The following is a 12,070-nucleotide window of genomic DNA, read 5'->3' as shown; positions in this document are numbered from 1 at the left end:
AGCCACTTTATGTTTCAGAAGTTATGTGTTTAATTAACACGAGTCAATATGAAGGATGGATGAAATGGCACTTCACAACTAAGAAATTAGAACCCCTAAAATAAAATGATAAAAAAAATTAGAGTACCTTAATTAACTTAAAAACAAGAAATCACAAAAAAACCATTAATTACAATGAGATAGTAAAAACATGGCGCTTGAAAATAATTCTCAATTCATTTGATCCAGGAATTTCCCCACCAGCCATTAGGAACTTTCTTAGGAAAAGCCATATTAATAGAAAAAATTCATAACCGGAACGATAAAGACAATTAGCATGAATTATTTAATGATGGAATATCATATATATTCGGGATACGAAAACATCATTTCATCACGTATCAAAGCGGACATAATGTTGATATTTTTTCGGCGCAAAATAACATCAAAAAAACATAAAAAATCAAAAATAGATCATTCTCAATGATGAATGTTATCCGGATGGCGAGCGCTGCCCGGCTACTTCACCGGACAGTCTTTTGTCATTTTAATAAATTTGTCGTTATAGATAATATAGTGGTTCCCCGGCTGGCGCAGCGAAGCCTTGCGGACAACGTCCCCGGGCCGCAAATACCATGCATCCCCTTCCTCTTCCGTCGTATCGCATCCGGGCTTGATCAGCAGCTTAAACCAGGTATTGCCGGTGTTGCTGACAGTCCCCGCCGCGCGATCGTAAGCCCATTTGAACTGTACCTCGCGCGGGCGAACGACGAGGATAGTGTCCATGACCACCACCGGATCCATACTCACTTCCGTACCGCTTTGATTACGCATTACGTAATTACGGGTCGGAATTTCCCGGAACGATACCCGATAATAGCGCTCGCGGTTATCTTTCGGGCCGTGGTAGTAAAACTTAAAATATTCGCTCTCCCCCGCCTGTAGAGTGAGCTGACGCGGGGCAAACAGCAGCTCGCCGTCCGCCGGACGGGAACGCACCTCTTTGCCGCCGGGGCGGTCGATAGCGACGATAGAGACCCGATACAGCCGGGCGCTTTTATTGTTGTTGATAACCCGCTTAGCAGCGAAATTGTCTTCCGCCGCCAGCGAGAAGGTTAAATTCCCCACCGAGATAGCCTGCGCTGCTGTCGCCAGTCCCAGCGACAGCAGGCAGATCAGCATCCGCAGCAAATTAGTTAATGTTACGCCACGTCGCCTGGACATGAATTTCTCCTGAAGCACTCACTTCACCAAACCAGCCGTTATCATCCACCGTTCGCAGCGATATCGCATTATCCATCGGGATGGAAAACTTCACCGTCGTTTTGTCCATCTGCCCGACATCGCCGGAAATATCCGTCCACGGCGTGGTTAACCACAGAGCATCGGTCATATCGCGCCAGGTATCATCGCATCCGGCATCGTAAGTTTTGGTTGACCCGGTCTGCGTCGTAAACGCCAGCGTCGCCGGGAACGGCACCTTCGCCGTGCCGTCGGATGAACTAAAAATACAGTATGAACGCCCGCCAATAACCTGTGCCGGGCCGGTGACTTTAATCAGCACTTCATCGGCGGCGGTCTTACCGCTGGTCGTCACAATATAGCCGAAATCCAGCGACGGCTCGCCGCTGCCCACGTAGCCCTCGCGGGTCGGCGCCGAGGTGTACTCATCGGAAATAATGCTGATGCTGAAATCACGCGGCTTAATTATCAGGGTGTTAGAGGTTGAAAACTCGTACCAGCCAGACTCGGGCGAGGTGGTGTTATAGAAACGGAAATTAAACAGATCTTTGGTATTCACGTCGCTGATGCCCAGCGTCACCATCTGCTTAAAAAAGTTGCTTGAGAAGAAGACATACACTGAATCTGATGATTTCATCTCATTAAACGTATAGTACTGAGAGATGCCGCTCACCGGCTTCCATGAGTTGCCGTCGAGGCTGAACTGCATATCGTAGCTGCCCACCGCGGAGGCCAGCGCCGAGTTGCTGATAGCCGGGAAAATATGAATTGAGGTATTGCTGAGGCCGTTGGTTTGCAAATTGTAGTTCACCATTTTGCAGCTCAGACCGGAGCGGGTACCGATAGTCTGGGTGCGACAGTCGGCATTGCCTTCGCCCAGCGTCGGAACCCCGTCGCTGTTGATAAACACTTCCGCCAGCGCATGGGTGTTAATCAGCTTCAGGTTTGCCGCTTTAGTATGGGTGACGTTACGCACGTACCAATACCCTGAGGCCTGATCTTTGCAGCGTGCGCCGCTGCTGGCATCGTAGCTCACCGACGTCATGCAGGAGTTGATGGTCATTGAGAAGCTGCTGCCCACCGACATCTGCTGCAGATACTGGTAGAAAGCATCGGACATCATGCCGTGCATCCACTTTTGTCCGCCGGTGGTTACCGTCGCGCCATAGAAGCCGTTGGCATCGGTAGTTTGCGGCAAGATCAGGCTGGTGGCCATATCGCAGCCCGCATACCAGTTGATACAGCGCAGGCCGAGTAAAGGGTGCGAAGCCGGTGAGTTATCCAGCCACATATCGAAGAACCAGTTGGCGTACAGGCCGGTGTTATAGCCGTTGTCGATATAGCCCAGGCTCTGCTGATAAATGGTGCCCGAGCCGTTATATTTCAGTCCGGTCCAGCGGTTAGCCCCGGTCATACGCGGGTCCAGCGCGCCGCCCGGGGTGACAAAGAAGTTATCATCCGAGTTGTTTTCCACGAAAACAAACTGCATGGCCGCCGCATCCGGCCAGGTGGTTTTGGTGACCGCGGCGTTGACCCGCGTCACGCACAGCGCCGCCGTTAACATCACTAAACATGCCAGCCACTTAGCTTTCATTACCTTCTCCTGTCGGCTGCACGCGGGCATAGGTGGAGAGGCCGCTACAGACCACATCGCCCACCCATACCGCGCCGCGCGCCTGGCTTAGCTCCAGCGCCACTTCGCAGCTCTGGTTTTTACCGTAACTGAAATCGATGGTGGGATACTTTTTATCCACGTCCATCACAAACTCACCGTTCTCATCGGTGCGGGTACGACCGATATGGTTATTAATCCGCGCATTGGCCAGTAGCGTGCCATCTTCCGCGCGAATGCGTCCGGAGACCGTGACCATCTGCTTCACTTCCGGCTCAATCACCGCCACGTTCCCCGGATAAAGGGTCAGCTGGCTCTTGCGCCCGGTCACGATGTCATAGCTGTCGAGCGAATTTTTACTGTTCTGCAACTCCACTTCATAGCGGCTGTAGGGCGACAGCGGCAGGTAGTTGCGGTTGCCGGAGAGCTGAACAATGCGACCGTTAACTTTGGCGCTCAGCTTGCCGTCATTTTCCAGTCCGGTGTTGAAAATCACCCCGGCATTGCCGTCGGTGCGGCCGCTGGCGGCGATATTTTTCCCCTGCCAGCCCACGCTGCCGTTGGCGGTCAGGTTGGTGTTCACGTAGCCATCCACGCCGCTGTTCACGTTCAACGTACCGGTGGAGTAGCGGGTATCAAACTGAGCATATGCGCCGCCGCTGAGGGTTTTATCATCGCCTGTGTCGCCGGAAATCGCCCGCGAAACGTTGGCGCCGATGGTACGGATGGTGCTGCCTTCATCAAACTGTTTACGCGCCGACAGGTTGGCCATGGTGTAGCCGTTCTGATGGGTCATCCCGGCGCTGAACCAGTTGCCGAGCGGCAGCGAGAAATCGAGCGCAATATACTTCCCGGTGCTGGCGCTGCTATCGCCGTTATTAAAGCGCTGTATCCCTGCGCGCAGGCCCAGCGATCCCCAGGATCCGGTATAAAGCGTCTGGTAGTAATCCGCCGTGTAGTAGTGGCTGTTATAGCGGCGGTCATCGTTATAGCTGATGCTGAACGTCCCCAGTTTTGACCAGAGTGAATTGAGATTCAGCGTACCGCCGATAGCCCGGTTGTCGGCATTACTGCGCCGAATCCGGTCGCCAATCTGCGTTTTTTCCTGGTTGACCCACACCGAGCTGAAGCCGCCGGGCAGCGTGGCGCTGATGCTGCCGATGCTGCTCCACGAGCTGTCGCTGGCCAGCATATTCTGCAGGTTCACGTTAATGGACTCAGTGATCGGCAGGGTCAGGCGCGTCTCGGCGACGGCGTTGTTATCGTAACCGTAGCCGGTCGCCGCCCAGCTTAAGGTGCTGAGCGAACCGGAGGCCGAGGCGCCCGCCAGCCAGCTGTCTTTAGCCGGAAGCGTCTTTTTACCGCTCTCAGACCAGCGGTCCATATGGAAGCTGCCGCCCCAGAACTGCCAGGCCAGCGGCGCGCCGGCGCCGCGTCCGCGGCTGAACAATTTATTGACCCGCTGGGTACGCTTGCTGACCACCCGGCCGTTCACAATGACTTCAACCTCGACATCGTAAATGCCATACGGCAGGCCGCGCGTGTCCACTTCGTGGTTACCCATGGCAAAGTTCTGCACGCTCATCAGGCGCCCGTCGCGGGTGAGATGCACTTCCCCGGCGGCGGGTAAAAAGGCGACCACCGGCGTCGCCGACTGGGAGTTGTCGAACACCGTTGAACTGGCCTGGTTGCCCCATGAGGCGCCGTAAATCTTCCCTGCCGAAACGGCGGTCATCGGGCCGAGGGACTGTAAATTCCAGGTATCCAGCATCCCGCCCGCAAAACGATGGCCGGCAAAATCGCGTTCATACATCGCTTTATAGACTTCGCTGTCCTGATTGCCGGAGCCTATACCGTACAGCGAGCCGTCGAGCACCACGTGATGCTCGCGCAGCGCGGTGACGTTGTTCAGCGACAGATAGCTGGAGGTGTTGTTGCCGCCGTTGCGCATCTGGTTGTTATATACGCCGAGGTTATAGTTCATCGTGCTGCTGATGGTATTGACGCTGGACTGACCGATATCTTCGCTGCGCGAACGCAGCACGGTACCCAGCGCCTCCTTTCTCACCACCAGCTGCAGCAGCAGCTGGCGCAGGCTGAGCTGTAGCTGCGCATCATCTGTCAGACTAATTTTGAGTTCTTTAGTGAATGCTTCATTGGCCAGCGCGGTCAGCTGCTTGCGGGTCTGTTCACTGACGGTGGCATTGTTATCGTTCTCTTCCAGCTGTATTTGCCGGACGCGCAGTACGCCGTTATCCAGCCAGATAAAAGCGTTGCCGATGCGCTGATCGTCCTGGGTACCGTTGCTGCCTTCGAGGTGAATAAACAGAGGAATGCTCATTCCGTCCTGCAGCGCCTGGCTGAAGGCCTGAGGGATAATGACGCCGCCGATTTGCTGTACTTTGTCAGCCGCGGCGGAAACGCTGAGCGGAACAAGCAAGATGGCCATGCCAGAGGCAAGGAGCACTTTAAGTCCTGGGGCAATCCCTGGTATAAGCATAGTTTTGGTCCGTCAGCACAGTTGTCTATTTCACGGGAACAAACTGCTCGCCCTGCCAGAGCGCGACCCGTCCTTTTTTGTCAGCCACATTGACGCGCGTAAAGCGGCGCTCTTTTCCGGGCATCAGGAAGTAGTTTTCTTTGCAATCCTTACCATCCGCCGGTTTCAGGCACGGGCCATAGGCCAGAATGCGCAGGGTGGCGTTGCCGGTATTGGTCAACGTGCCGTTGGCGTACTGATAGCGGTAATTCACTTTTCTCGGGGCCACCACCAGGATGGTGCCGATGCGTGCCGAAGCCGTGGCTACCGCGCTGCGGGTCGAGCCGTTGCGCTGGGCATCGCTGAGCGCCTGATCGAACCAGACGATGCGGTAATAGCGTTCTTTATCGTCCGCCGGGCCTTTATAGAAAAAGCGAATCACGTCGCTGGCCTTCGCGGGCAGCAGCAGGCTGGCGGGGGTCAGTAAAATCTCGTCCTGCTTATCCATCGGGATCACCTTACCGCCATCCAGCGGCGAAGAGAGGCGTTCCATATGGATGTTGATTAAGCGACCGCTGTCGGTCGTATTTTTGATCTCTTTGCTCAGCGTGCTGCTGTCGCTGTTCATAAACGAAGAGATATCGCCCACATCCAGCGCCAGGGCAGGCGTCATTGTGCTGAGCAACAGGCCGATGGCCAGAATGTGTTTTTTCATATCGTTTCATTCCGTGAAAGAAAGCAGGGGGAGAACCCCCTGCCTGGTGCTACGAGAGGATCAGCTGGTCCAGGTGGCGTCGAACTGTACGCTGACGTCACCGCTCCAGATACCTTCCGGCAGCGTGCTGTAGTCAGTAACGGCAGTTGTGCCGTTGGTGGTGCCGCTGATGATGGAGAACGTGAAGCCGTCCTGAGCGGTGGTGCGACCAGCGGTGTTATAGCCGTTAGACAGCGCGCTGAGGTTGCCGCCCAGGGTGCCCGCAGCGGTGTCGATCATGACGGTGTCAGCCGTTTTTTCGACCGCAGCGCCGTTGTAGTCAACGCCCACGCTCAGAGTGGAACCAGAGGTATCCAGCTGAGTCAGGGTATTGGTGATCAGACGCGAGGTCAGCTTGAATGCGGTCGCGGTGGTGTCACCTTCAATAGCCACATCAAACAGGCCTTTCTGTGAGTTAAAGCCTTTAACCCCTTCAGCATACTGGAAAGCCAGGCTGCCCAGCGGAGTCACAACCAGCTTGCTGGTTGTGTCTTTTTTGGCGGTTGCGGACCAGGTAGCGACTGCCTGAGCAGTAACGTCAGCTGCCTGAGCGACACCCATACCGGCAAACGCGGTTACCAGAGCAATTGCAAGAACCTTTTTTTTCATAGCTTTTTCATCCTGAGTTTATTAAGGGACCTGATGTCCCACGTCTGTGTGCATTCCCGCCATAGTTCAGGCCGCATCATTATTATCTGCGACGCAAATTATTTTGGGTGTTACGACCTGGTGCACAATTTTTAAATACAACGTTTATTACTAATTACAGCGCTAACTTATATATTTTTGAATACAGTTTGGCCTCAGCATTTCGCCGATGGGTATAGACTGTTTTCACACTACAATTCTCAATTTTGGCGATAGATTTCGGATGCATTCCCTGCGCCGTCATACGAATTATCTGCATTTCCCGGTTGGTAATTTTATCTTTCTTTATATCTTTACGTAGAAAACGGCCATTGATAACGTAAGCCAGCTCCTGACGAATATCCTTAGCTAAGTCTACATAGACCACGCCTCGAATGGAGCCATTGTAATACCAGTAATTGGCCAGCGCTTCCGAGCGCCTTGCAGCAATAAGTACAATCTGCTTTCCTTTCATTTCAGCCAACCACTCATTATCGCGGCGGATAAAATAATTCAGCGAACTGGCGCTAAGGTTAATAAATACAAATTCCCGGCGTACCTTTTCTAGTGAAAGATAGATTAAGTCATCGATATCCAGAATAAGCTCAGCGAGACCTTTTAAAAAAAAGCTATCATGCGCTGGCCAGATGCACTGATCTAAAGAATATTTATAATCCATATAGTGTTAAACCCCATAGTCCTGGAAATCTTGAACGTATCACAACACTGCTGATAGCCCAGGCCTGCAAAGTCTAATTCAGCAAATTCCCTCTTATAAATATATCCAATCTAAAAACACAAAATAGTATTGCTTGAGGCAAAGAACACTAAATGACTTGCTTGTTTCTTGTGTCACCAAATTTAGGATTTTTCTCCATGTGTGTCAATAAGTGCGCTGGGGGCTAATTACCGACCAGGTCAATTTAAGCCTGAAGAATAAAAATAAGGATATTGAGTTAAACACAAAAAGCATTTGTTTTCATATGGTTATTGGTGGGATATGCGTCGATTCTTAAGTGAATATTATATGTTCCAGGATCTTAGCTATTAGCTGTTAAGACTATTCTTAACCGCACTTTCATTCGAAAAAGCAAAAAAACCGAAGAAATTCAAAAAATAAGAAGAAAAAACCAACAATCAACACAAAAATAGTGGTTAATTTCATTAATTAGCGTAAATAATGAAATTATGCTCCGCACAAAAGGTATAGTCGCCGACAAAAAATTTAGCGCGGTGAATCGTAAACAAGCACGAAAAGATTATCTATTCGGTTAAATCGACTCAGAAAGAAGATTTGCACGAACATCCTGAGGCATTGCTTTGCGCCAGCGGCAATAAAACCGTTGCGGCTAATGTCGCATAAAACGCGGCATCTCGATCAGATGAAATACGTATCATTCTTAATATCGTATGCATAGCGTATTAAAGGTAGGCTGAGTATTTTCAGACGCCGGATTGCCGATGCAAAAATGTGATCCCTGACGGAATTTTTCGTCATCCGTTACGCTGAATCACCGGATCGTTCACTATTTGTTCGCTTTATTGTCATCTGGCAGTCATATAAAACACCATTAATAGTGCCCAGTTTACTGACGAATCTGGACGCACTTATGAACAGTTCCCTGGCTGCGGTTGCAGAAACCGATTATCAACCGTTTACGCCGCCGTTTATCGACCGGCAACGTAAGGTCCTGAGCGTACGCAACCTGAGCAAAGCCTGGCGCGCGCAGCAAACCGTACTGGATAGCATCAGTTTCGATCTGCATGCGGGCGAATTGGTTGGCGTGATCGGTCGCTCCGGCGCCGGAAAATCGACGCTTTTGCACGTCATTAACGGTACCCATCGCGCCAGCGGCGGCGAAATCCTCAGCTTCCCGGAAGGAGGGACGCCGCAGGACGTATCAAAGCTGTCCGGGCGGGCGATGAACGCCTGGCGTAGCCAGTGCGGTATGATTTTCCAGGATTTTTGCCTGGTTCCGCGTCTCGACGTGTTGACCAACGTGCTGCTGGGACGCCTGAGCCAAACCTCAACCCTGAAATCATTATTCAAAATCTTCCCCGACGCCGACCGCGCCCGCGCTATCTCCCTGCTGGAATGGATGAATATGCTGCCGCATGCGCTGCAGCGAGCGGAAAATCTCTCCGGCGGCCAGATGCAGCGCGTGGCCATTTGCCGGGCCCTGATGCAAAACCCGGGGATTTTGCTGGCCGATGAACCGGTCGCCTCTCTCGACCCGAAAAATACGCAGCGGATCATGAATGTCCTGCGCGAAATTAGCGAACAGGGCATCAGCGTGATGGTAAACCTGCATTCGGTGGAGCTGGTGCGAGAATACTGCACGCGGGTTATCGGCATAGCCAAAGGCAAGATTATTTTTGACGACCATCCCACGCAGCTGAATCAGGATATTCTGCATCGGCTGTATGGCGATGAAATTAGCCAATTGCATTAATTTCACTCACACGGGCAAAATAATGAAAAAGTACATCACTGGCGCAGTTCGTTTATCCGCAGCGTTTGCAGGCATTATGATGGCATGGCAGGCAAGCGCTGCTGAACAACCGAAGGAATTAAACCTGGGTATCCTTGGCGGTCAGAACGCAACGCAGCAAATTGGCGACAACCAGTGCGTTAAGCAATTCCTTGATAAAGAGCTGAAGGTCGATACAAAATTACGTAACTCCTCCGACTATTCCGGCGTCATTCAGGGATTACTGGGTGGCAAAGTTGACGTGGTATTAAGTATGTCGCCGTCTTCTTACGCCTCCGTTTATATTAACAATCCGCAAGCGGTCGATATTGTTGGGATTGCCGTAGATGATAAAGACGGGTCCCGCGGCTACCACTCGGTGGTGATTGTCAAAGCGGACAGCCCGTATAAAAAGTTAGAGGATCTGAAGGGCAAAGCGTTTGGCTTCGCCGACCCGGATTCCACTTCCGGCTTTTTAATTCCGAACCACGCCTTTAAACAGCAGTTCGGCGGCACCGCGGATAATAAATATAATAACTTCTTCTCCAGCGTGACCTTCTCCGGCGGCCACGAGCAGGATATTCTCGGCGTGCTGAACGGTCAGTTTGCCGGTGCGGTGACCTGGACCTCCATGGTCGGTGACTATAATAGCGGCTACAGCGTCGGCGCCTTCAACCGCCTGATTCGCATGGATCACCCGGATTTGATGAAGCAAATCCGCATTATCTGGCAATCGCCGCTGATCCCGAACGGCCCGATCCTGGTCAGCAATTCCCTGCCTGCTGATTTTAAGGCCAAAGTCATTACCGCGATTAAAAAGCTGGATACCGAGGATCACGCCTGCTTTATTAAAGCGATGGGCGGCACGCAGCATATCGGCCCGGGCAGCGTGGCTGATTTTCAGCAGATTATTGATATGAAACGCGAACTGGTTAGCGCGCGTTAATCCCACCCTGACGCTGCCGCCCGGCGAGTGTCGCGGGGGGCAGCGACTCGTTGAAGACACAGCGACGCATGAATAACACCCATACCCAATTCGAACGCTACTATCAGCAGGTACGCTCGCGACAAAAGCGCGATACCTTTAGCGGGTCCCTGCTGCTGCTGGTACTCTATTTTGCCGCCGGCAGCCTGGCCGAGTTTAATCTCCTTACCATCTGGCACTCGCTGCCCAATTTTCTTGATTACCTATTTGAGACGTTGCCCACGCTGCACATCGCCGATCTGTTTGCCGATTCGCATACTAAGGGCTCTCTGGCTTACTGGGGCTATCGCCTGCCGATTCAGCTACCGCTTATCTGGGAAACGCTGCAGCTGGCGCTGGCGTCGACGCTGGTTGCGGTGGTGATTGCCACCCTGCTGGCGTTCGTTGCCGCTAATAATGCCTGGTCCCCTGCTCCCCTGCGTGTTGCCGTCCGCGTGCTGGTGGCTTTTCTGCGCACCATGCCGGAGCTGGCGTGGGCGGTGATTTTCGTGATGGCTTTTGGTATCGGCGCCATCCCCGGCTTCCTGGCATTAATGCTGCACACTATCGGCAGCCTGACCAAGCTGTTCTATGAAGCGGTAGAGAGCGCCCAGGATAAACCGGTGCGCGGCCTGGCCGCCTGCGGCGCGTCGCATCTGCAACGTATCCGCTTTGCCCTGTGGCCGCAGGTCAAACCCATCTTCCTCTCATACGGCTTTATGCGCCTCGAAATTAACTTCCGCTCCTCAACCATCCTTGGGCTGGTGGGTGCGGGCGGCATCGGCCAGGAGCTGATGACCAATATCAAACTGGACCGTTACGATCAGGTCAGCATCACGCTGCTGCTGATTATTCTCGTGGTCTCGCTGCTGGATATGCTGTCCGGCCGCCTGCGGCAGTGGGTTCTGGAGGGGAAAAAATGAGACAGTGGCAAAATCAACCAGATATCGCTGCCAGCCGTCGCCAGCATCGGCATTTGTATCAGGCCCAGGGGCGCTATCTGCGCTATATCGGCCTGCTGACGCTGGCCTGCCTGCTCTACTATGTCTGGTTCTTTATGCAGTTCGGCATCAGCGGCGAGCAGCTCGCCAGCGGACTGGAGCAAATCAGTCGCTATCTGCTGCGAATGTTCGTCTGGCACGACTTTTTTAACTGGCCGTTCCGCTATTACTTCACGCAAATCGCTATTACCCTGGCGATTGTTTTCGCCGGGACGCTTACCGCGACGGTTATCGCCCTTCTGCTCTCTTTCCTGGCGGCGCGCAACATTATGCGCGGCGTGATTCCGGGGACGATTGCCCTGCTGATGCGCCGGTTGTTCGACGTGCTGCGCGGTATCGATATGGCGATCTGGGGGTTGATTTTTGTCCGCGCGGTGGGGCTCGGGCCGCTGGCCGGGGTACTGGCGATAATCATGCAGGATACCGGGCTGCTGGGGCGTCTGTACGCTGAGGGGCACGAAGCGGTTGAGCGCTCGCCGGGACGCGGGCTGACGGCGGTAGGCGCGAACGGGTTACAGAAGCACCGTTTCAGCATTTTCACGCAATCTTTCCCCACTTTCCTGGCGCTGAGCCTGTATCAGATCGAATCGAATACCCGTTCCGCCGCGGTGCTCGGCTTTGTCGGCGCGGGAGGGATCGGCCTGATTTATGCGGAAAATATGCGTCTATGGAACTGGGACGTGGTGATGTTTATTACCCTGCTGCTGGTGGCGGTGGTGATGGCGATGGATACGTTGTCCGCCTGGCTGCGCCGCCGCTATATTGGCGGCAGCGTGGTGCCGCTGTTTAAAGCGGATTAGTTTTTTCCGGATCGCGCTACGCCTCCCCGGGGAAGTCTGATATCACAACATTCCCGGAGGCGGCGCTGCGCAGCTATCCGGTTTACCCAAACTGCACGAAAAAGTAGCCGGGTAAGGCGTTTACGCCGCCCCCCGGGGAAA

General features: G+C 53.3%; 10 protein-coding genes. 4 read left to right on the top strand and 6 right to left on the bottom strand.

The features are described 5' to 3' along the window. Positions 1-498 precede the first annotated feature (498 nt). From IAE27_RS00180 to ecpR, 6 genes are all read right to left on the bottom strand, one after another. Positions 499-1,203 (bottom strand): fimbria/pilus periplasmic chaperone, encoded by a 705-nt coding sequence (locus IAE27_RS00180; protein WP_004099322.1) that lies wholly within the window; start codon positions 1,201-1,203, stop codon positions 499-501. Continuing rightward, a complete protein-coding gene (gene ecpD / locus IAE27_RS00175) occupies positions 1,172-2,785 on the bottom strand; it encodes a fimbrial adhesin EcpD (RefSeq protein ID WP_224226431.1) in 1,614 nt (537 codons plus the stop codon). Before ecpD ends, IAE27_RS00180 begins: the two co-directional genes overlap by 32 nt. 19 nt (positions 2,786-2,804) lie before the next feature. Beyond that, a complete protein-coding gene (locus tag IAE27_RS00170; RefSeq protein ID WP_156529805.1) occupies positions 2,805-5,333 on the bottom strand; it encodes a fimbrial biogenesis outer membrane usher protein in 2,529 nt (842 codons plus the stop codon). Between the two features lie 25 nt (positions 5,334-5,358). Continuing rightward, positions 5,359-6,027 carry a hypothetical protein gene (locus tag IAE27_RS00165; protein ID WP_004099319.1) on the bottom strand — a complete coding sequence of 223 codons (669 nt, stop codon included), beginning with the start codon at positions 6,025-6,027 and terminating at the stop codon, positions 5,359-5,361. Positions 6,028-6,087: 60 nt separating this feature from the next. After that, positions 6,088-6,675: a common pilus major fimbrillin subunit EcpA gene (gene ecpA, locus IAE27_RS00160; protein ID WP_004099318.1), complete on the bottom strand. Its 588-nt coding sequence runs from the start codon at positions 6,673-6,675 to the stop codon at positions 6,088-6,090. A 154-nt stretch (positions 6,676-6,829) separates the two neighbouring features. After that, positions 6,830-7,372, bottom strand: a complete 543-nt coding sequence (gene ecpR / locus IAE27_RS00155; protein ID WP_004099317.1) for an ECP biosynthesis operon DNA-binding transcriptional regulator EcpR — start codon at positions 7,370-7,372, stop codon at positions 6,830-6,832. A gap of 931 nt (positions 7,373-8,303) precedes the next feature. Here ecpR and phnC point away from each other — a divergent pair. The 4 genes from phnC to phnE (IAE27_RS00135) all read left to right on the top strand — a co-directional run bounded on the left by phnC (position 8,304) and on the right by phnE (IAE27_RS00135) (position 11,929). Then, complete coding sequence (phnC, locus tag IAE27_RS00150) at positions 8,304-9,146, top strand: phosphonate ABC transporter ATP-binding protein (protein ID WP_004099316.1); 843 nt, start codon at positions 8,304-8,306, stop codon at positions 9,144-9,146. A 22-nt stretch (positions 9,147-9,168) separates the two neighbouring features. Next, positions 9,169-10,110, top strand: coding sequence for a phosphonate ABC transporter substrate-binding protein (phnD, locus tag IAE27_RS00145; protein WP_070557140.1), 942 nt, complete (start codon positions 9,169-9,171; stop codon positions 10,108-10,110). A 68-nt stretch (positions 10,111-10,178) separates the two neighbouring features. Continuing rightward, positions 10,179-11,051 carry a phosphonate ABC transporter, permease protein PhnE gene (gene phnE, locus IAE27_RS00140; protein ID WP_004099314.1) on the top strand — a complete coding sequence of 291 codons (873 nt, stop codon included), beginning with the start codon at positions 10,179-10,181 and terminating at the stop codon, positions 11,049-11,051. Continuing rightward, positions 11,048-11,929: a phosphonate ABC transporter, permease protein PhnE gene (gene phnE, locus IAE27_RS00135; protein ID WP_004099313.1), complete on the top strand. Its 882-nt coding sequence runs from the start codon at positions 11,048-11,050 to the stop codon at positions 11,927-11,929. The genes phnE (IAE27_RS00140) and phnE (IAE27_RS00135) overlap by 4 nt, the downstream gene beginning before the upstream one ends. Positions 11,930-12,070 lie beyond the last annotated feature (141 nt).

Source organism: Klebsiella sp. S69, assembly GCF_016516145.1.
Taxonomy (GTDB): domain Bacteria; phylum Pseudomonadota; class Gammaproteobacteria; order Enterobacterales; family Enterobacteriaceae; genus Klebsiella; species Klebsiella oxytoca.
This window is presented reverse-complemented; position numbering and strand designations above follow the sequence as displayed.